The following is a 20,835-nucleotide window of genomic DNA, read 5'->3' as shown; positions in this document are numbered from 1 at the left end:
AACTGCTGCAAGTAAGCGTATACCGCTACAACCCGGACCAGGATGCTGCTCCGTTCATGCAGGACTTCCAGATCGATACTGATGGCAAAGACATCATGATCCTGGACGTGCTGGCACTGATCAAAGAACAGGACGAAGGTTTCTCCTACCGTCGTTCCTGCCGCGAGGGCGTGTGTGGCTCCGACGGCATGAACATCAACGGCAAGAACGGCCTGGCCTGCATCACCCCGTTGTCGGCGGTGGTCAAGGGCAACAAGCTGGTCGTTCGTCCGCTGCCAGGTCTGCCGGTGATCCGTGACTTGGTCGTCGACATGAGCATCTTCTACAAGCAGTACGAAAAGGTGAAACCTTTCCTGCAGAACAATACTCCGGCGCCGGCTATCGAGCGTCTGCAGACTCCAGAAGAGCGCGAAAAGCTCGACGGTCTGTACGAGTGCATTCTGTGTGCGTGCTGCTCGACGTCCTGCCCATCGTTCTGGTGGAACCCGGACAAGTTCCTCGGTCCAGCTGCACTGCTGCAAGCCTATCGTTTCCTGGCTGACAGCCGTGACACCCATACCGAAGAGCGTCTGGCTGCGCTTGATGACCCGTTCAGCGTATTCCGCTGCCGCGGCATCATGAACTGCGTGAACGTTTGCCCTAAAGGTCTCAATCCGACCAAGGCAATCGGCCACGTACGCAGCATGTTGTTGCAGAGCGGTATCTGATTTAACGGCTTTACCCGTAGCACGTGTAAGCGCAATACCTGTGGCATCGACAATTCGGTGCCGCAGTTTAAGACCGAGTCGTTACCCAAAAGGCGGCGGCTCTCATTCTGAAAAATTGACGACCAGCAGGGGCATCCGGGCTGGTGCCCGGACTATCTGCGGGATCCGAAGTGGCTTTATCCAGGTCGCTGGTTTTGGCCTGGGTAAATACCTGCGGTTTCCACGCCGGTGGTGTCCCCTTACCGAGGGTGACCAAGCATGCAAGAAAGCGTGATGCAGCGCATGTGGGACAGTGCCCACCTATCCGGTGGTAACGCTGCCTACGTGGAAGAGCTCTATGAGCTCTACCTGCACGATCCCAACGCTGTGCCAGAAGAGTGGCGCACCTACTTCCAGAAGCTGCCGGCCGATGGCAACGTCACCAATGACGTTTCTCACTCGACGGTTCGCGATCATTTCGTGTTGCTGGCCAAGAACCAGCGTCGCGCTCAACCGGTATCCGCCGGTAGCGTGAGCAGTGAGCACGAGAAGAAGCAGGTCGAAGTCTTGCGACTGATTCAGGCGTATCGGATGCGTGGCCATCAGGCCTCTCAGCTCGATCCGTTGGGTCTGTGGCAGCGCCCGGCACCGGCTGATTTGGCGATCAATCATTACGGCCTGACTGACGCCGATCTCGACACCACCTTCCGTACCGGTGAGCTTTACATCGGCAAGGAGGAGGCGACTCTACGCGAGATCTACGTGGCCTTGCAGCAGACATATTGCCGCACCATTGGCGCCGAGTTCACCCATATCGTCGATTCCGAGCAACGCAAGTGGTTCCAGCAGCGTCTGGAAAGCGTGCGCGGTCGTCCGACGGTTTCCCCAGAGGTGCAGAGCCATCTGCTCGAGCGTCTCACCGCCGCTGAAGGCCTGGAAAAATACCTAGGTACCAAGTACCCGGGCACCAAGCGTTTCGGTCTGGAAGGTGGCGAAAGCCTGATCCCGTTGCTCGATGAGCTGATCCAGCGTTCCGGTTCCTACGGCACCAAGGAAATCGTCATCGGCATGGCCCACCGCGGCCGTCTCAACGTGCTGGTCAACACCTTCGGCAAGAACCCGCGCGACCTGTTCGACGAGTTCGAAGGCAAGAAGAAGTTGGTCGAGCTGGGCTCCGGTGACGTCAAGTACCACCAGGGTTTCTCCTCCAACGTGATGACCGCAGGTGGCGAAGTTCACTTGGCGATGGCGTTCAACCCGTCCCACCTGGAGATCGTTTCGCCAGTGGTCGAGGGTTCGGTACGCGCTCGCCAGGACCGTCGCAACGACACCACCGGTGACAAGGTTCTGCCGGTTTCTCTGCACGGTGACGCGGCATTCGCCGGTCAGGGTGTAGTCATGGAAACCTTCCAGATGTCGCAGACCCGCGGCTTCAAGACTGGCGGCACCGTGCACATCGTGATCAACAACCAGGTTGGCTTCACCATCAGCAACCCGGAAGACTCGCGTTCCACCGAGTACTGCACCGACGTCGCCAAGATGATCCAGGCACCGATCCTGCACGTGAACGGTGATGACCCGGAAGCCGTGTTGTTCGTGACCCAGCTGGCCATCGACTACCGCATGCAGTTCAAGCGTGACGTGGTGATCGACCTGGTTTGCTACCGTCGTCGCGGCCACAACGAGGCCGACGAGCCGAACGGCACCCAGCCGCTGATGTACCAGCAGATCGCCAAGCAGCGCACCACCCGTGAGCTGTACGCCGACGTGTTGACCCAGTCCAACAGCCTTGACGCCGAAAGCGTGCAACACAAGGTCGACGACTACCGCAACGCGCTGGACAACGGTCTGCACGTAGTAAAAAGCCTGGTCAAAGAGCCGAACAAAGAGCTGTTCGTGGACTGGCGCCCGTACCTGGGCCACACCTGGACTGCCCGTCACGACACCCGCGTACCGCTGAAAACCCTGCAGGAACTGGCCGCCAAGCTGCTGGAAATCCCGGATGGTTTCGTGGTTCAGCGTCAGGTGTCGAAGATCCTCGAAGATCGTCAGAAAATGGCCGCTGGCGGCCTGCCGATCAACTGGGGTTTTGCCGAAACCATGGCGTACGGCACCTTGCTGTTCGACAAGCACCCGATTCGCCTGACCGGTCAGGACGTCGGCCGTGGCACCTTCTCGCACCGTCACGCGGTGTTGCACAACCAGAAGGACGCAGGCACTTACATTCCGCTGCAACACCTGTACGACGGTCAGCCGAAGTTCGACCTGTACGACTCGCTGTTGTCGGAAGAAGCGGTACTGGCTTTCGAATACGGCTACTCGACCACCAAGCCGGATGCGCTGGTGATCTGGGAAGCCCAGTTCGGCGACTTCGCCAACGGTGCACAAGTGGTGATCGACCAGTTCATCACCAGTGGCGAGCACAAGTGGGGCCGTCTGTGCGGTCTGACCATGCTGCTGCCGCACGGTTATGAAGGGCAGGGGCCTGAGCACTCCTCGGCACGTCTGGAGCGTTACCTGCAGTTGTGCGCTGAGCACAACATCCAGGTTTGCGTACCGACTACCCCGGCGCAGGTCTACCACATGCTGCGTCGCCAGGTGATCCGTCCGCTGCGTAAGCCATTGGTCGCATTGACGCCGAAGTCGCTGCTGCGGCACAAATTGGCTATTTCGACCCTGGAAGACTTGGCCGAAGGCTCGTTCCAGACCGTACTTCCAGAGATCGACAGCCTCGATCCGAAGAAGGTGAAACGCTTGGTGCTGTGCAGCGGCAAGGTCTACTACGATTTGCTGGAAAAACGCCGCGCCGAAGGCCGCGAAGATATCGCCATCGTGCGTCTCGAGCAGCTTTATCCGTTCCCTGAAGAAGACCTCGCCGAAGTCCTTGCCCCGTACAAGAACCTCGAGCACGTGGTCTGGTGTCAGGAAGAACCGATGAACCAGGGCGCTTGGTATTGCAGCCAGCACCATATGCGTCGTGTCACCACGGCGCATAAGAAAGGTCTGTTCCTCGAGTACGCCGGCCGTGAAGGCTCTGCTGCTCCGGCCTGTGGCTATGCATCGATGCACGCCGAGCAGCAGGAAAAACTGCTGCAGGACGCCTTTACTGTTTAACGCCTTCGTCCAAGAACAGGCGGCAGCGATCCTGCCGCCCGTTCGCTGAAGAACCCGAATTTAAGGAAACGCACACAATGGCTATCGAGATCAAAGCCCCACAATTCCCGGAATCGGTTGCCGACGGCACCGTAGCTACCTGGCACAAGAAGCCGGGCGACGCCGTCAAGCGCGACGACCTGATCGTCGACATCGAAACCGACAAAGTTGTTATGGAAGTGCTGGCTGAGGCCGACGGCGTTCTCGCCGAAATCGTCAAGAACGAAGGCGACACCGTACTCAGCGGCGAGCTGCTGGGTAAACTGGGTGCCGCCGGCGCTGCTGCTGCTCCAGCCGCCGCTGCTGCACCTGCCGCCACCGCTGCTGCCGCTCCGGCTGCCGCTGGCAAAGAAGAGCTGATTCTGGCACCTGCTGCACGCAAGCTGGCTGAAGAAAACGGCATCGACGTCAACACCATCGCCGCCAGCGGCAAAGGTGGTCGCGTCACCAAGGAAGACGTTGTAGCTGCCATCGAAGCGAAGAAAAACGCTCCGGCTGCTCCGGCCAAAGCCGCTGCTGCCCCGGCTGCAGCTGCTCCGGTTTTCGCCGCTGGCGACCGCGTGGAAAAACGCGTTCCGATGACCCGCCTGCGCGCCAAGGTTGCCGAGCGTCTGGTTGAAGCTCAGTCGACCATGGCCATGCTGACCACCTTCAACGAAGTCGACATGACTGAAGTGATGGCCCTGCGCAGCAAGTACAAGGACCTGTTCGAGAAGAGCCACAACGGCGTGCGCCTGGGCTTTATGTCGTTCTTCGTCAAGGCCTCGGTGGAAGCGCTGAAACGCTTCCCGGCGGTGAACGCCTCGATCGACGGTTCCGACATCGTTTACCACGGCTACCAGGATATCGGCGTTGCTGTTTCCAGCGACCGTGGCCTGGTGGTTCCGGTTCTGCGTAACGCCGAGCTGATGAGCCTGGCAGAAGTGGAAGGCGGCATTGCCACCTTCGGCAAGAAAGCCAAAGAGGGCAAGCTGTCCATTGATGAAATGACTGGCGGCACCTTCACCATCACTAACGGTGGTACCTTCGGTTCGATGATGTCGACCCCGATCGTCAACCCGCCGCAAGCGGCCATCCTGGGCATGCACAACATCATTCAGCGCCCGATGGCGATCAATGGTCAGGTTGTCATCCGTCCGATGATGTACTTGGCCGTGTCCTACGATCACCGCCTGATTGATGGTAAAGAAGCCGTTAGCTTCCTCGTCACCATCAAGAACCTGCTGGAAGATCCGGCTCGTCTGCTGCTGGATATCTGATCGCTGGATATCGACTCTGTGGTTTGATCACGGCGACCCTCACAAGGGGTCGTCCGGTTTCATCCGAAAAGGAATGAGTTATGACGCAAAAATTTGACGTGGTAGTTATCGGTGCTGGCCCAGGGGGCTACGTAGCCGCTATCAAGGCTGCTCAACTGGGCTTGAAAACTGCCTGTGTCGAGAAGTATCAGGGTAAGGAGGGCAAAACTGCCCTGGGTGGTACCTGCCTGAACGTCGGTTGCATTCCGTCCAAGGCGCTGCTGGACAGCTCCTACAAGTACCACGAAGCCCACGAAGGCTTCGCCATCCATGGTATTTCCGCGCCGAAGGTCACCATCGACGTAGCGGCCATGGTTGCCCGTAAAGACGGCATCGTTAAGAACCTGACTGGCGGCGTTGCCACCCTGTTCAAGGCCAACGGTGTAACCCTGCTGGAAGGCCACGGCAAACTGCTGGCCAACAAGCAGGTTGAAGTGACTGGTCTGGACGGCAAAGCCGTTGTCTATGAAGCCGAGAACGTGATTCTGGCCTCCGGTTCGCGCCCTGTGGACATCCCACCGGCCCCGGTTGATCAGGACGTGATCGTCGACTCCACCGGTGCTCTGGATTTCCAAGCCGTACCGAAAACCCTCGGCGTGATCGGCGCTGGCGTTATCGGTCTGGAGCTGGGTTCGGTCTGGGCTCGTCTGGGTTCGGAAGTGACTGTGCTCGAAGCCCTGGACAAGTTCTTGCCAGCCGCTGACGACGCCGTTGCCAAAGAAGCCCTGAAGATCCTCACCAAGCAAGGCCTGAAGATCAAACTGGGCGCTCGCGTAACCGGTTCGGACGTCAAGAAGAAGCAAGTCACCGTGACCTACACTGACGCCGCTGGCGAGCAGAAGCAGGTCTTCGACAAGCTGATCGTGGCTGTTGGCCGTCGCCCGGTAACCACCGAGCTGTTGGCTTCCGACAGCGGCGTGACCCTGGACGAGCGCGGTTTCATCTTCGTTGACGATCATTGCACCACCAGCGTTCCGGGCGTTTACGCCATCGGTGACGTGGTTCGTGGTGCCATGCTCGCGCACAAAGCCTCGGAAGAGGGGGTGATGGTTGCCGAGCGTATCGCCGGCCACAAAGCGCAAATGAACTACGACCTGATCCCATCGGTTATCTACACTCACCCGGAAATTGCATGGGTCGGTAAAACCGAGCAGGCGCTCAAGGCTGAAGGCGTTGCTGTCAACGTCGGCACCTTCCCGTTCGCCGCCAGTGGCCGTGCCATGGCAGCCAACGACACCGCCGGTTTCGTCAAGGTTATCGCTGATGCCAAGACCGACCGCGTGCTGGGCGTTCATGTGATTGGCCCAGCTGCGGCTGAGCTGGTGCAACAAGGTGCAATCGGTATGGAGTTCGGCACCAGTGCCGAAGACCTGGGCATGATGGTGTTCTCGCACCCAACCATGTCCGAAGCGCTGCACGAAGCGGCCTTGGCAGTGAATGGCGGCGCCATCCACATCGCCAACCGCAAGAAGCGTTAATAGCGACAACAAGAACCACGCCGGGCTGCCCGTTCGTGCGTCTTCCTTGTGAAGATGCACTGCGGAATGCCCAGGCGGATCGTTTCTAGAAAACGGTCACAGGTGGCGCGGCAATTTTCACGCAGCGTCGAATGCGCAATACCTAACGAAGACGGTAGACAAGCATGAATCTTCACGAGTATCAGGGTAAGCAACTGTTTGCTGAGTACGGCCTGCCCGTATCCAAAGGCTTTGCAGTAAACACCCCGGAAGCGGCCGCTGAGGCCTGCGACAAAATCGGTGGTACCGAGTGGGTTGTCAAAGCCCAGGTCCACGCAGGTGGTCGCGGTAAAGCCGGTGGTGTGAAACTGGTCAAGAGCAAGGAAGAGGCCAAGGCCTTCGCCGCTCAGTGGCTGGGCAAGCGTCTGGTGACCTACCAGACCGACGCCAATGGCCAGCCGGTCAACCAGATTCTGGTTGAGTCCTGCACCGATATCGCCAAAGAGCTGTATCTGGGCGCAGTCGTTGACCGCTCCAGCCGTCGTATCGTGTTCATGGCCTCCACCGAAGGCGGCGTGGACATCGAGAAGATCGCTCACGACACCCCTGAGAAGATCCTCAAAGCCACTATCGATCCATTGGTTGGCGCTCAGCCTTACCAAGGTCGCGACCTGGCCTTCCAACTGGGCCTGCAAGGCGACCAGATCAAGCAGTTCACCCACATCTTCGTTGGCCTGGCCAAGCTGTTCCAGGACTACGACCTGGCTCTGCTGGAAGTGAACCCGCTGGTCATCAAAGCTGACGGCAACCTGCACTGCCTCGACGCGAAGATCAACATCGACGCCAACGCCATGTACCGCCAGCCAAAACTGCGCGCTATGCATGACCCGTCGCAAGATGACCCACGCGAAGCCCACGCTGCCAAGTTCGAACTGAACTACGTAGCCCTGGAAGGCAACATTGGCTGCATGGTCAACGGTGCTGGCCTGGCCATGGGTACCATGGACATCGTCAACCTGCACGGCGGCAAGCCAGCCAACTTCCTCGACGTAGGCGGCGGCGCAACCAAAGAGCGCGTTACCGAAGCGTTCAAAATCATTCTGTCCGATACCAACGTTGCAGCTGTTCTGGTGAACATCTTCGGCGGCATCGTTCGTTGCGACATGATTGCCGAAGGCATCATCGGCGCAGTGAAAGAAGTAGGCGTGAAGATCCCGGTGGTTGTGCGTCTGGAAGGCAACAACGCTGAACTGGGCGCCAAGGTACTGGCTGAAAGCGGCCTGAACATCATCGCGGCAACCAGCCTGACCGACGCTGCTCAGCAAGTCGTCAAAGCTGCGGAGGGCAAGTAATGAGCGTCCTGATCAATAAAGACACCAAAGTCATCTGCCAGGGCTTCACCGGCTCGCAGGGTACTTTCCACTCCGAACAAGCCATTGCCTACGGCACCCAAATGGTTGGCGGCGTGACTCCGGGCAAAGGCGGCACCACTCACCTGGGCCTGCCAGTGTTCAACACTGTTGCTGAAGCCGTAGCCAAAACTGGCGCTACCGCCAGCGTGATCTACGTTCCGGCTCCGTTCTGCAAGGACTCGATCCTGGAAGCAGCGTTCGGCGGCATCAAGCTGATCGTCTGCATCACCGAAGGCATCGCGACCATCGACATGCTGGAAGCCAAGGTCAAGTGCGACGAATTGGGCGTACGCCTGATCGGCCCGAACTGCCCAGGCGTGATCACTCCGGGCGAATGCAAGATCGGCATCATGCCAGGTCACATTCACCTGCCAGGCAAAGTCGGCATCGTTTCCCGTTCCGGCACCCTGACCTACGAAGCTGTAAAGCAGACCACTGACGCCGGTTTCGGTCAGTCCACCTGCGTCGGCATCGGCGGTGACCCGATCCCAGGCTCCAACTTCATCGACATCCTGAAGCTGTTCCAGGAAGACCCGAAAACCGAAGCCATCGTAATGATCGGCGAAATCGGTGGTTCGGCTGAAGAAGAAGCTGCTGCTTACATCAAAGCCCACGTGACCAAGCCAGTGGTGTCCTACATCGCTGGTGTGACTGCCCCTCCAGGCAAGCGCATGGGCCACGCCGGCGCCATCATTTCTGGTGGTAAAGGTACTGCTGACGAGAAATTCGCAGCACTGCAAGACGCCGGCGTTAAAACCGTGCGTTCGCTGGCTGATATCGGCAAAGCCCTGGCTGAGCTGACCGGCTGGACCGCCAAAAACGCGTAAGCGTTAACGGCAATAAAAAGGCCACCTTCGGGTGGTCTTTTTTTTGCCTGAACGATCGGCTGCGCGTCGGCGATGCTGCGTTGAAAAGGCTTTTTAAATGCTCATTGGCTACAGCCAACTGCGCTTGAAAAAGCCTTTTCGCCTTGCCTCGCTCTAGCTCGCTCGATCTCGATTTGTAGCGCGGCTGAAATCGGAACATCAAAAGCATCACGGCGTCAGCCGCCTCGTGGAAAAGATGAACGACGCCGCTGCGCTACACTCCAAACGCAGCCCAATAACAAGGAGAACAACTAATGAGCTTGCCGTTCTGGTGTGTGTTTATCACGGCCGTTTTGATCTTCGTATCGAAGATTCCACTGGCCAGAGAAATGAGTAAGGAGGGTGGCGGGTATGACAACCACCATCCGCGCGCGCAGCAGGCGCGGCTCACGGGGTTGGGCGCGCGGGCCTATGCGGCGCATCAGAACACCTTCGAGGCATTCACGCTGTTTGCCGCTGCTGTGTTGATGGCGGCTGTCACCCAGACCATGGGCTGGCTTGTCGACACCCTGGCGGTGATTTTCGTGGTCTGCCGAGTGCTTTATCTGTTTCTGTATTGGGGCGACCTGCATTGGCAGCGGTCGCTGGTGTGGATCATCGGGTTGGTGTGCACGTTGCTGATTATGCTGAGCCCGACCTTGAGATAGCGTAACGGCTATCGCGGCTGAAGCCGCTCCTACGGATAGTGCGTACCGTAGGAGCGGCTTTAGCCGCGATGGATTTGATCCCCCAGAAACAACAAAGGCCCACATTTGTGGGCCTTTGTGCGTAACGCAGCGACGAATTACTTGGTGGCTTCGTCGTGGGTTTCTTCGGCTTTCTGTTGAATGGCTTCGCCGGTTTTCTTGGCGGCGTCTTGTGCCGATTCGGCTGAGTCCTGGGCGGACTCCTTGGCGGATTCCATTTTGTCTTCAGGAGTTTTATCGCAGGCAGCCATGGTCATGGTCGCGGCAAGCAGCAGGGCGTAGGCAATTGGATTTTTCATGGGCTTGGTCCTTTTTCGCTTTATCGGGGCGATTTTTCTCATCGCTGCGCTTTTGGAGCGTGACCTGCTACGCGAAGTTCCAAGCAAAATCGCCATTGGCGTGGCTGGACGGCTCCAATCCGGAGGCCGGAAAGGTATGATGCGGCCCTTATGGATCAATGAGATAGGCCTTGAACATGAGCGATAGCCTGATTCTAGAGCGCGTCCAGCGCTTCCTGTCGGCGTTGCGTCACTGTCAGGTATTGGGGCTGACCGTGCATGCCATCGATAGCCAGCGCCTGACCCTGCGCTTGCCCTATAGCCAGCAGATTATCGGTAATCCGGAAACCGGCGTGATTCACGGCGGCGCGATCACCACCCTGATGGACACCACCTGCGGCATTTCCACCATTTGTGTGCTGCCGGACTTCGAGATCTGCCCGACCCTGGACCTGCGCGTCGATTACATGCGCCCGGCCGAGCCGCATAAAGACGTGTTCGGCGTGGCCGAATGCTACCGCGTCACCCCCAACATCATCTTCACCCGTGGTTATGCCTACCAGGACGACCCCGAGCAGCCGATTGCCAATGTGGTCGGCACCTTTATGCGCATGGGCAAAGGTGCCCAGGGCGACACCGAACTGAAGAGCACGGCGGTCAGCCCCGAGCAGCTTAAAGGCGCGATCGATGGAGGCAAAGCATGAGCGAAGCCAATCCGCCCGCGCTGAACCTGAACCAACTGGTGCAGGCCGCGCATGAAAAGAACAACTACGATGAACTGCTGGAGCTGACCCCCTACGCCAAGCTGCTGGGCATCGAATGCCTGCGTCTGGGTGATGACATGGTGTTCCGCATTCCGGCCAACAAGGACAGCATCGGCAACCCGATTCTGCCGGCCATTCACGGCGGCGTGATCGCCGGGTTTATGGAGCACAGCGCCATGCTCCATTTGCTGATGTTTATGGGCACCCCGCACTTTCCGAAAATCATCGACTTCTCGATAGATTACCTGCGCGCCGGCCACTATCGTGACACCTTCGCTTCCTGCCAGGTCTGGCGTCAGGGCCGGCGGGTGGCCAACGTGGCCATCACCGCCTGGCAAACCACCCGTAGTGAACCGATTGCCACAGCGCGGGCGCATTTCAAAGTGGATGAGCCGTAAGTTAGATGCAGATTAACGGTCAGACCCCGTGAAAGCGTAGCGAGCGAAGGTTTAGCAAGGCAAAAGCAGGGGGGAAGCCGTAGTCAATGAGCATTTCCCCCTGCTTTTAACGCAGCTAAACCAAGCGCAGTAGCTTTCGCGGGGTCTGTGTAACGGATAAGGATTTTTTCGATGGATGCGTTACTGATCCTCGGCGGCTTGCTGCTGATTCTGGTCGGTCTGGTCTGGTTGGTTATGCTGGCATTCGACACCAGCCTGCTCTGGGGCCTTGGCAGTCTGCTGCCGCCGCTGACCCTGGTGTATGTGCTTAAGCACTGGCGGGTGGCGCGCAAAGCCGTGGTGCTCGGTGGGCTGGGTTTTATTCCGCTGGTCGTCGGGCTGACGTTGCTGGCCAATCAGGATGCCCAGCGTCTGCAGGCCATCCTCAGCCTGGACTGGGCGCACTCACCGGTGCAGGCCCCGGCGGAGCTGGCCATCCATTTGCGTGGCAGCCTCAACGGTCAGCCATTCGCACCGCAGCAAGGCGAATTGATCGATGGCGTGCTCAGCCTGCGCGAGGGTGAGGATGTGTTCGCCCGTCGCGAGGTTACCGTGCGTATCCCGGAGCTCGCCGCGGTGGGCAATGGTCCGGTACGCGTCGACGTATTGCCCCAGGACAGCGGCAACCTGCCCGAGGTGCAGCTGAGTTGGTTGCTGCCGGAGCAGGAGCTGCCCGAAGCGCGGCGCCTCAACCATGCCTATACCCTGCACCTGAAGCTGGACCCGCAGGGCCCGAACAAGCTGGCCGGCGATTTCCACCTGGTGTTGCCGCCGCAGTTCAAGACCACCCTGAGCGGCACCATCGAGGTATTCACCAACCACCTGCGTTACGCCGACGGCAAGGTCGACAGCCGCTACGACTCGCGGGAAACCCTCGAATACGTGATCGAGGACTACCTCAAACGTCGCTACGCCACCGAACGCGTGGAGTTGGGCATTCTGCCGGTGGTCAACTTCCCGGCCAGCAGCCTTAGTCTTGATGTCGAGGCGCGCATCAATGATCAGCCGCAGCAACTGCCTGTGGTTCTGCGCAAAAGCCCTAGCCGTGGCTGGATAGTGGTTGGCGACCGTTACCAGGTCGCTGAAGCCCCCGCCGCCAAGCAGGCAGGCAACGTGGAGAAGCCGGTGCAGGCCAATGCCGCACCGGCACCCAACAGCTCCCTGGACCGCCGCCAGCGTTTCAGCCTGGAACGTCTGCAAAGCAACCCGAGCCGCTATATGAACCTACAGATGCGCATCCTTACCGAGCGCGGCAGCATGGTCGAAGGGCGCTTCAATGGCATCGACACCGAAGGCCAGATCGTCGTCCAGCGCAACCTCAAAGGGCAGGGCGGGGCGAGCTTTGCCGTGTTGCCGGCGAAGATCACCTCGATTGAGTTGTTGGAGCCTTAGCGGCTGTCTGTTTTGGCGGCAAATGGTGGTCGCATTGAGAGTCTGGATCCCAGCCTGCGCTGGGATGACGGAGTTCTGCCAAACACCACCGTCATCCCAGCGCAGGCTGGGATCCAGAATTGCACGTCGTGCGCAGATACCTAACCACTTGAAATCGAAGTCGTTGCCCCCATCTCTTGGTCATCGCCGTTTTACGGCATCTGCCATCTGCTTGGAGTTAAACGACCATGAGTGTGGAAACTCAAAAAGAAACCCTGGGCTTCCAGACCGAGGTGAAGCAACTGCTGCACCTCATGATCCATTCGCTGTATTCCAACAAGGAAATCTTCCTTCGCGAATTGATCTCTAACGCCTCCGACGCCGCCGACAAGCTGCGCTTCGAAGCGCTGGCCAACCCGGCCCTGCTGGAAGGTGGCGATGCGCTGAGAATCCGCGTCAGTTTCGACAAGGCCGCCAACACCGTGACCCTCGAGGACAACGGTATCGGCATGAGCCGCGAAGACGCCATCACCCACCTGGGCACCATCGCCAAGTCCGGCACCGCCGACTTTATGAAGCAGCTGTCTGGCGATGCGAAAAAAGATTCGCACCTGATCGGCCAGTTCGGCGTGGGTTTCTACTCGGCCTTTATCGTTGCCGACCAGGTTGAGGTATTCAGCCGCCGTGCAGGTGCCCCGGCCAGCGAAGGCGTGCACTGGAGCTCCAAAGGCGAGGGCGAATTCGAAGTCGCCAGCGTGGAAAAAGCCGAGCGCGGTACCCGCATCGTGCTGCACTTGAAAGCCGCTGAAAGCGAGTTCGCCGATGGCTGGCGCCTGCGCAATATCGTCACCAAATACTCCGACCATATCGCCCTGCCGATCGAATTGCCGAAAGAGCAGCAAGGCGAAGAGGCTGCAACCGAGGTTGAATGGGAGACCGTCAACCGCGCCAGCGCCCTCTGGACCCGTCCGCGCACCGAGGTGAAGGACGAGGAATATCAGGCCTTCTACAAGCACGTCGCCCACGATTTCGAAAACCCGCTGAGCTGGAGCCACAACAAGGTCGAAGGCAAGCTGGAATACACCTCGCTGCTCTACGTGCCGGGCCGTGCGCCATTCGACCTGTACCACCGCGAAGCGCCGAAGGGCCTCAAGCTCTACGTGCAGCGCGTGTTCGTTATGGACCAGGCCGACGAGTTCCTGCCGCTGTACCTGCGCTTCGTCAAAGGCGTGGTCGATTCCAATGACCTGTCGCTGAACGTCTCGCGGGAAATCCTGCAGAAAGACCCGATCATCGACTCGATGAAGTCGGCGCTGACCAAGCGCGTGCTGGATATGCTGGAAAAACTGGCGAAGAACGAGCCTGAGCAATACAAGGGCTTCTGGAAAAACTTTGGCCAGGTGATCAAAGAAGGCCCGGCCGAAGACTTCGCCAACAAAGAGAAGATCGCCGGCCTGCTGCGTTTCTCTTCCACCAGCGACGACAGCGGCGAGCAGAGTGTTGGCCTGGCCGACTACCTGGGCCGCGTAAAAGAAAGCCAGGACAAGGTTTACTACCTCACCGGCGAAAGCTACGCGCAGGTGAAAAACAGCCCGCATTTGGAAGTGTTCCGCAAGAAAGGCATCGAAGTGCTGCTGCTCACCGACCGCATCGATGAGTGGCTGATGAGCTACCTCACCGACTTCGACGGCAAGCAGTTCGTCGATGTTGCCCGCGGTGACCTCGACCTCGGCAGCCTGGATTCGGACGAAGACAAGAAAACCCAGGAAGAAGCCGCCAAGGCCAAAGAGGGTCTGGTGGAGCGCCTGAAAGCCGCGCTGGGTAGCTCGGTCAGCGAAGTGCGGGTTTCCCACCGCCTGACCGACTCGCCGGCGATTCTGGCCATTGGCGAACAGGACCTCGGCCTGCAAATGCGCCAGATCCTCGAGGCCAGCGGGCAGAAAGTGCCGGACTCCAAGCCGATCTTCGAATTCAACCCGGCGCACCCGCTGATCGAGAAGCTCGACAACGAGCAGAGCGAAGAGCGCTTCGGCGACCTCTCGCACATCCTTTTCGACCAGGCGGCCCTGGCCGCTGGCGACAGCCTGAAAGACCCGGCGGCCTATGTGCGCCGGCTTAACAAGCTGCTCGTCGAGCTGTCGGTTTAACGACTAGAGTGATCACAAAACCCGCTTCGGCGGGTTTTGTCATTCAAGCCCCAAGTTCCCGGTAGGAGCGGCTTCAGCCGCGAAGCGATCTGGCGTCATTCACCTTTTCCAGGGTTCGCGACTAAAGTCGCTCCTACCAAAAGCCCGATCCCGATTCCCCGATCAATAGGAGTGAGCAATGAGCGATTTCAGCGTTATTCCAGTGGCGTACGACGTTGATGGCCAAGCCTACGAAGGCCAGCTGGTGTTCGATACCAGCGTTACCAGCGCCCGCCCGGGCCTACTGTTGGCGCCGAACTGGATGGGCGTTACCGACGGTGCCATCGACCTGGCGATAAAAGCTGCCGGTAAGGACTATGTGGTGCTGGTCGCCGATATCTACGGTGCCCAGGTACGCCCCAACGGCCACGAACAGGCGGCGGCGGCGATGATGCCGTTGAAGAATGACCGCGCCCTGTTGCGCAAACGTATGCAGGCCAGCCTGGCGGCCTTGCAAAGCCAGAAACACGCGGCAGTGGCCAGCGACAAACTGGCGGTCTTCGGTTTCTGTTTCGGTGGCTGCTGCGCCCTGGAGCTGGCCCGTGATGGGGCACCGGTGAAGGCTGCGGTGTCGTTCCACGGCACCCTGGACACCCCGAACAACGCCGATGCCAACAACATCAAAGGCAAGGTTCTGGTGCTGCATGGCGCGGCCGACCCGCTGGTACCCAAAGAGCAACTGCCGGCCTTCGAGGCCGAAATGGATGCGGCGGGTGTGGATTGGCAACTGGTCAGCTACGGCGGCGCGGTGCATTCCTTTACCGACCCGAGCGCCGACAATCTGCCGATGATGAAATACAACCCCACCGTCTCGGCGCGGGCGTTCAGCACCATGGCGCATTTGCTCAAAGAAGTGCTGTAACCGATCGTGCATTTGATCTTCGTAGGAGCGGCTTTAGCCGCGATGCTTTTGATCGTAAAAAAGCATCGCGGCTAAAGCCGCTCCTACGAGATCGCCGTTACCTCGGCAGCTCAATCCGCTCCGTTTCCCCCGCCACCGTCGGCCAATCCCGCGCCGCCCACTTTTCCCGCGCCCGATCGATCAACGTCGAATCACTGGCAACAAAATTCCAGTTCATCCGCCGCGGCCCATCCAGAGGCTCGCCGCCGACCATGATCAGCTGGCAATCGCTCTCGGCGAACAGGGTGTAGGTTTCACCTTCCGGCAGTACCAACATGCTCTGCGTTTGCAGCTCCTGGTCTTCCAGCCTCGCCTCGCCGCTGACCAGGTACAACGCCCGTTGCTGGTGTTCGGCGGCAATAAACTGCGCAGCGCCAGTGCTCATGTGAATATCGGCGAGCAGCGTAGGGGTGGGCACCGGTACCGGCGATTTCAGGCAAAAGCCTTCGCCGGCCACCAGGCGAATTCGCACCCCCAGCGCCTCACTTTCCGGCAGCTCAGCCACGCCGTGATGGCTGTAGCTCGGCGTGCCTTGCTCCAGGTGTTTGGGCAACGCCAACCACAGCTGCAGACCATGCAGCAGCGAGCCGCTTTGCCACAGCTCGCTGGGCGTGCGTTCGACATGGGCGATGCCGGTGCCGGCGGTCATATAGCTGACATCGCCAGCCGCCACGTACTGGTCCGAACCCAGGCTGTCCTTGTGGATCAGTGCGCCGTCGAACAGGTAGCTCAAGGTCGACAGGCCGATATGCGGGTGCTGGCGCACATTCATGCCGGTGCCCGGCGCATAGCGGTTGCTGAGGATATGGTCAAAAAACACAAAGGGCCCGACGCTGCGGCATTGCGCCGAAGGCAGGGGCCGCAGAATGGGTTGCCCTTCGACATTTTCCGGGCGTGGGCGAATCACTATCGGGCTGGCCATGGCGGGTTAACCCAGCTGAGTTTCAACGTGGATTTCAGTGCTGGTCATCAGCTTGTGCACCGGGCATTTGTCGGCAATCGTCAGCAGCTTGGCGCGCTGCTCGTCACTGAGTTTGCCCTGTAGGGTGAGGGTGACGTTCAGCGTGTAATGGCCCTCGCGCTCTTTGCTGTTGTCACGGCTCACCGCCACCTCGATACCGGTCAACGGCATGCCCCGAGCGCGGGCATATTGGGTAACGGTCAGGGCTTTGCAGGCACCGAGGGCAGTATCGAAATAGTCATGGGGATCTGGCGCCGAGCTTTCGCCACCCAATTCGCTGGGCATATCGGTAAACAGTGGTGCCAGTTCGGCGATCTGGATGGTATGGCGATAGCTGCTGGCGGACTGACTGGTGACAGTGATGGTCATAGCGACTCTCTGGGTTAAAAGGGCGTGATAGGGCATCCTGCTTGGCCCGGCATGAACCTGCAAGCCTAGCCCAGGGTCTATGCTTGGCGCGTATTTTCAGGGAGCGAACCGTTGTCCATTTTTCTCAAGCCCAGCGTCTTGCTGTTCGCCTGGTTGGCCATTGCCGGCCAAAGCCAGGCGCGCGACTACCACTACACCGATGGCCACCTGCATTACGTGGATTTCTTTCAGGAAACCGAAGGCATGGAGGTGCTGATCAAGCAGATGGATGCCAGCCGCGTTGACCACGCGATGATCACCGGGATTCCGCTGGCCAAGAAATGGCACGAAGACGAACCCAAGCGCCCTCGTTACTACGCCGGCGACGATGCCGATGCCTACTGGTACAGCGCCACCGACTTTTATGTGGCCGCCGCCCTCGGCGATCTGAACGACCAGCAGCGCCAACGCTTTCACCCGTTTATCTCCGGCTTCAATCCGGTCGACAAAAACGCCGCCGCCCATATCGAACGTTTGCTCAAGCTCTACCCCGGTTTGTGGCAAGGCATTGGCGAGGTATTTACCCGTCACGACGATTTGACCGCTATCACCTCTGGCGACACGCCACGGGCCAATAACGAAGCCATGGCGCGGGTCTACCACCTGGCCGCCGAGCACGATATGCCGGTGCTGTTGCACAGCAATATCACCTCCAAGCGCGAGAAAAATCCGCTGTACCTGCCTGAGGTGGAGGAGCCGTTGCGCAATCATCCGCACACGCGGTTTATCTGGGCCCATGCCGGTACCAGCATGGAGCTGCACCGCCACCAGACCGAGCTGGACTTTGTCCGGCCAACGCTGGAACGCCTGCTCGAGACCTACCCGAACCTGTATATCGACCTGTCCTGGAGCGTACTGCGCCCGTATTTATTGGACGAACAGGGCAAGCCTGATGGCGAGTGGCTGGCGCTGGTAAAACGCTTTCCCGAACGCTTTATGCTCGGCTCCGATGTGGTGGGCAAGTTCGAAAATATCGGCGAGCAGATGCATGGCTTCGATCCGTTTCTCGATGCCTTGCCAGCCGATGTGGCGCAGAACGTGGCGCGGGAGAACTTCCTCAAGGTCTTGCCGCGCAACCTCAAACCCGCGCCGCGCTGATGTTTTTCCGCTGTCATCAGTCTGTCATTGGTTGGTCATAAGCTCCTGCGATCCCCAAACAAGGAGCGCGATATGCAAGTCATCCGTATGAGTTCGCTGGCAGCTTTGCTGCTGTGTGGTTTGAGCCAGCTGGCCTCGGCCGAGGTCCGCGTCGATGGCCAGGTGGAATTCGGTATTTTCGAAACCTCCGCCAAAGACCTGCAGCCCGGTGAGCGCGTGCTTACCCGTAGCCAGCAAACCATCCACAACACGGATGTCATCCCGGCCAAACTGGGCACCAAGTTCGGCATTCGCTACACCTTGCTGAACAAGCGCGCCGACGACACCCCGCTGACCCTGCTGTACCTCACCCCCGGCATCCAGTCGACCGATGGCCGCCACGACAAGCTGGTGGTGGAGCAGAAACTGGTGGTTGGTGCGCCGCAGGATGTAATGGCCTTCGAGTTCAGCGAATACAACGAACTGGTCAAAGGCGAGTGGCGTTTTATGGTGTTCCAGGGCGATCGCCTGTTGGCGCAGAAATCCTTCACCGTGCAATAACTTTTGCCGCTACACCCAGCCCGAGCCGCCACAGCGCCTCGGGTTTTTTATTGGGCAAAAAGCATCGCGGCTGAAGCCGCTCCTACTCTTCGCACAACCCGTAGGAGCTGCTTCAGCCGCGATTTGGCAAACACCAGCTATTTTGTTTTCACCGGTTGGCAGCAGGGCAACACTTTGTTACTTTGCCTGCACTATCGTACCAATTAGACATAAAGGCGCGCCGACAACGGCGACGCGGTATGGGCCGATGGAGTTTCTGTTGATGGCTAAGGGCGCGTGCCTAGCCTGCCATCAGCAGCCGAGAGACGAATAAAAACAGGGTGGCCGCAGAGCCTCCCGAATAATCTTGGCCAATAAGGAGCGTTGTCGATGAACACACGTGTGTGCTTTTCCAGGTTGAAAGTGCGCCCATGGCAGGCGGGAGCGGCGTTGGCCCTGTTGCCATTGCTGGTAGCGGGGACGGTTCAGGGGGCGGAGTTCAGCTTTGCCGACAACGAGGTGACCGGCTCGTTGGACACCACCCTGTCATACGGCTCGATGTGGCGCGTGCAGAGCCGCGACCCAGGCAATATCGGCGATATCAACGCCGACGACGGCAACCGCAACTTCGATACCGGGCTGGTATCGGAAGTCTACAAAGCCACCTCCGACCTCTCGGCCAAGTACCAGAATTACGGCCTGTTTGTGCGCGGCACCGCGTTCTACGACACGCAGATCATGGACAAGCGCAACGACTATTACGGCACCACCAACGGTGTCGAGCGCCCCAGCCAGAACTTCCCCAACGACAACGAATTCACCGAAGACACCCGCCACAACGCCGGGCGCAAGGCGCAGATTCTCGACGCCTATCTGTCGGGCAACTGGGATATCTACGACAAACCTCTGGCCGCCAAGGTAGGCCGTCAGGTGCTCAGCTGGGGCGAGGGCGTGTTCTATCGCGGTGGGGTAAACACCATCAACCCGGTGGACGCCGCCAAGTTCCACCTGCCGGGCTCCGAGCTGAAAGAAGTATTGGTACCGATGGAGGCATTCAGCTTCAACGTCGGGCTGACCGAAGACCTGTCCATGGAAGCCTTCTACCAGTGGAAGTGGAAAGAGACTCAGCTGGACCCGGCGGGTACCTATTTTGGTGATACGGACTTGTTCGCCGAGGGAGGGAATACGGCGTATACGACCTATGAAGCGCTGGCACCTCTGATGCCGTTGTACAACATGTTTCTCGGCTCAGGTGGTTTGGGAATGGGGCCCCAAGGCCCAAATGCGTACTTGAACGGTGACACGGCAGTATTCAAAGTCGCCAACATTGGCAAGGACATCGAAGCCGACGACAGTGGTCAATATGGCGTGTCATTCCGCTACGTGGCAGAGGAGTTGAACTCCACCGAATTCGGTTTCTACTTCGTCAACTACCACGCCAAAGAACCGCAGATTGCGATTGATCTGTCCCGCTATAACGGTGTGGATCTCAATGCACTGGGCACCGATCTTTTCTTGAACGGGATTGACCCGAATTACGCTGGGGCATTGGCAACATTTGACCTGGCGAGCAACGCCCAGGCCCGCCGCGACTATGTTGAAGACATCCGGATGTATGGCTTCAGCTTCAACACGACGCTGGGTGACGCCTCGTTTTCCGGTGAAGTGGCCTATCGTCCCAATGCGCCAATCAGTATTGCCGCCACGGACGACTTGTTAGGTGACCTGCTGATCCAAGGCGTCAACGGATCGTCTCTGATCAGTAGCGCTGCCCCAGGCGATCAAGCCTGTGCTGACGTCGCTGGCAAACAACTGTGCCGCTCCCAGCTGTTCGAAAACTACGAACGCGCCGAGACCTACAACATCTCGCTGTCCACCATCTACAACTTCGGCCCTCTGGTCAGCTTTGACTCGGTGATGGGCGTGGCAGAAGTTGCTTCGCAACATATCCGTGGCAGCAGCCTGAAATACACCGCCTACGACGGCACCGAGCGCAAGTTCGCCAGTACCACCGACAAGGCCTACGTGGGCGAAGCCAAAGATTCCGACCAGATCAGCCGCGACAGCTACGGCTACACCTTGCTGCTTTCCGGCAGCTGGAACGACGTGTATGCCGGGGTGAAATTGTCGCCCTACGTGGTGTATCAGGATGACTTCCAGGGCAACTCGGACCGTACCGGCAACTTTATCGAGGGCCGCAAGGCGTACACCCTCGGGATGGATGCCAGCTACCTGAACGCCTTCGAAGTGGGTCTGCAGTACACCGAGTATTACGGCGCCGGCCGCAACAACTCGATGCGCGACCGCGACAACGTGTCGTTAAGCGCCAAGTACTCGTTTTGATGCCTGACAGA

Annotated in this window: 18 protein-coding genes; 15 read left to right on the top strand and 3 right to left on the bottom strand. The window is 59.1% G+C overall.

Going from position 1 to position 20,835, the window contains the following annotated elements:
• The first annotated feature begins 2 nt into the window (after nucleotides 1-2).
• The 7 genes from ACVW0Y_RS09590 to ACVW0Y_RS09560 all read left to right on the top strand — a co-directional run bounded on the left by ACVW0Y_RS09590 (nucleotide 3) and on the right by ACVW0Y_RS09560 (nucleotide 9,519).
• Entirely contained in the window at nucleotides 3-707 is a 705-nt protein-coding gene (locus tag ACVW0Y_RS09590; protein WP_457437912.1) for a succinate dehydrogenase iron-sulfur subunit, read from the top strand.
• Nucleotides 708-965: 258 nt separating this feature from the next.
• Nucleotides 966-3,800, top strand: a complete 2,835-nt coding sequence (locus ACVW0Y_RS09585; protein WP_457437810.1) for a 2-oxoglutarate dehydrogenase E1 component — start codon at nucleotides 966-968, stop codon at nucleotides 3,798-3,800.
• A 77-nt stretch (nucleotides 3,801-3,877) separates the two neighbouring features.
• Nucleotides 3,878-5,098: a 2-oxoglutarate dehydrogenase complex dihydrolipoyllysine-residue succinyltransferase gene (gene odhB / locus ACVW0Y_RS09580; protein WP_457437808.1), complete on the top strand. Its 1,221-nt coding sequence runs from the start codon at nucleotides 3,878-3,880 to the stop codon at nucleotides 5,096-5,098.
• 80 nt (nucleotides 5,099-5,178) lie between these two features.
• Nucleotides 5,179-6,615 (top strand): dihydrolipoyl dehydrogenase, encoded by a 1,437-nt coding sequence (gene lpdA, locus ACVW0Y_RS09575; protein ID WP_457437807.1) that lies wholly within the window; start codon nucleotides 5,179-5,181, stop codon nucleotides 6,613-6,615.
• A gap of 164 nt (nucleotides 6,616-6,779) precedes the next feature.
• Nucleotides 6,780-7,946, top strand: coding sequence for an ADP-forming succinate--CoA ligase subunit beta (gene sucC, locus ACVW0Y_RS09570; protein ID WP_108097304.1), 1,167 nt, complete (start codon nucleotides 6,780-6,782; stop codon nucleotides 7,944-7,946).
• On the top strand, nucleotides 7,946-8,833 hold the full coding sequence (sucD, locus tag ACVW0Y_RS09565) for a succinate--CoA ligase subunit alpha (protein WP_110617804.1): 888 nt from the start codon (nucleotides 7,946-7,948) through the stop codon (nucleotides 8,831-8,833). Before sucC ends, sucD begins: the two co-directional genes overlap by 1 nt.
• A gap of 293 nt (nucleotides 8,834-9,126) precedes the next feature.
• Nucleotides 9,127-9,519: an MAPEG family protein gene (locus ACVW0Y_RS09560; protein ID WP_457437805.1), complete on the top strand. Its 393-nt coding sequence runs from the start codon at nucleotides 9,127-9,129 to the stop codon at nucleotides 9,517-9,519.
• Nucleotides 9,520-9,656: 137 nt separating this feature from the next.
• On the opposite strand, the gene ACVW0Y_RS09555 is transcribed toward ACVW0Y_RS09560, so the two are convergent.
• Nucleotides 9,657-9,857, bottom strand: a complete 201-nt coding sequence (locus tag ACVW0Y_RS09555; RefSeq protein WP_457437803.1) for a hypothetical protein — start codon at nucleotides 9,855-9,857, stop codon at nucleotides 9,657-9,659.
• Nucleotides 9,858-10,033: 176 nt separating this feature from the next.
• Between ACVW0Y_RS09555 and ACVW0Y_RS09550 the strand changes: the two genes are divergently transcribed.
• From ACVW0Y_RS09550 to ACVW0Y_RS09530, 5 genes are all read left to right on the top strand, one after another.
• Entirely contained in the window at nucleotides 10,034-10,540 is a 507-nt protein-coding gene (locus ACVW0Y_RS09550; RefSeq protein ID WP_457437801.1) for a PaaI family thioesterase, read from the top strand.
• Nucleotides 10,537-10,998 (top strand): PaaI family thioesterase, encoded by a 462-nt coding sequence (locus ACVW0Y_RS09545; protein ID WP_457437800.1) that lies wholly within the window; start codon nucleotides 10,537-10,539, stop codon nucleotides 10,996-10,998. Before ACVW0Y_RS09550 ends, ACVW0Y_RS09545 begins: the two co-directional genes overlap by 4 nt.
• A gap of 171 nt (nucleotides 10,999-11,169) precedes the next feature.
• Nucleotides 11,170-12,429, top strand: a complete 1,260-nt coding sequence (locus ACVW0Y_RS09540; RefSeq protein ID WP_457437798.1) for an MFS transporter — start codon at nucleotides 11,170-11,172, stop codon at nucleotides 12,427-12,429.
• Between the two features lie 227 nt (nucleotides 12,430-12,656).
• Entirely contained in the window at nucleotides 12,657-14,555 is a 1,899-nt protein-coding gene (htpG, locus tag ACVW0Y_RS09535; RefSeq protein WP_457437797.1) for a molecular chaperone HtpG, read from the top strand.
• Between the two features lie 178 nt (nucleotides 14,556-14,733).
• Nucleotides 14,734-15,456, top strand: a complete 723-nt coding sequence (locus ACVW0Y_RS09530) for a dienelactone hydrolase family protein (RefSeq protein WP_457437795.1) — start codon at nucleotides 14,734-14,736, stop codon at nucleotides 15,454-15,456.
• 97 nt (nucleotides 15,457-15,553) lie between these two features.
• On the opposite strand, the gene ACVW0Y_RS09525 is transcribed toward ACVW0Y_RS09530, so the two are convergent.
• Together ACVW0Y_RS09525 and ACVW0Y_RS09520 are read right to left on the bottom strand one after the other, a co-directional pair.
• Nucleotides 15,554-16,417 (bottom strand): pirin family protein, encoded by an 864-nt coding sequence (locus ACVW0Y_RS09525; protein ID WP_457437793.1) that lies wholly within the window; start codon nucleotides 16,415-16,417, stop codon nucleotides 15,554-15,556.
• A gap of 6 nt (nucleotides 16,418-16,423) precedes the next feature.
• Complete coding sequence (locus ACVW0Y_RS09520) at nucleotides 16,424-16,825, bottom strand: OsmC family protein (RefSeq protein WP_457437791.1); 402 nt, start codon at nucleotides 16,823-16,825, stop codon at nucleotides 16,424-16,426.
• A 117-nt stretch (nucleotides 16,826-16,942) separates the two neighbouring features.
• Between ACVW0Y_RS09520 and ACVW0Y_RS09515 the strand changes: the two genes are divergently transcribed.
• From ACVW0Y_RS09515 to ACVW0Y_RS09505, 3 genes are all read left to right on the top strand, one after another.
• Entirely contained in the window at nucleotides 16,943-17,962 is a 1,020-nt protein-coding gene (locus ACVW0Y_RS09515; protein ID WP_457437910.1) for an amidohydrolase family protein, read from the top strand.
• A 72-nt stretch (nucleotides 17,963-18,034) separates the two neighbouring features.
• A complete protein-coding gene (locus ACVW0Y_RS09510; RefSeq protein ID WP_457437790.1) occupies nucleotides 18,035-18,502 on the top strand; it encodes a DUF3859 domain-containing protein in 468 nt (155 codons plus the stop codon).
• A 369-nt stretch (nucleotides 18,503-18,871) separates the two neighbouring features.
• Nucleotides 18,872-20,824 carry a DUF1302 domain-containing protein gene (locus tag ACVW0Y_RS09505; RefSeq protein WP_457437788.1) on the top strand — a complete coding sequence of 651 codons (1,953 nt, stop codon included), beginning with the start codon at nucleotides 18,872-18,874 and terminating at the stop codon, nucleotides 20,822-20,824.
• Nucleotides 20,825-20,835 lie beyond the last annotated feature (11 nt).

The sequence above is a fragment of the Pseudomonas sp. TE3786 genome, from assembly GCF_054057335.1.
Note: the sequence above shows the minus strand (reverse complement) of the source record. Positions and strands in the feature narration are given on the sequence as shown.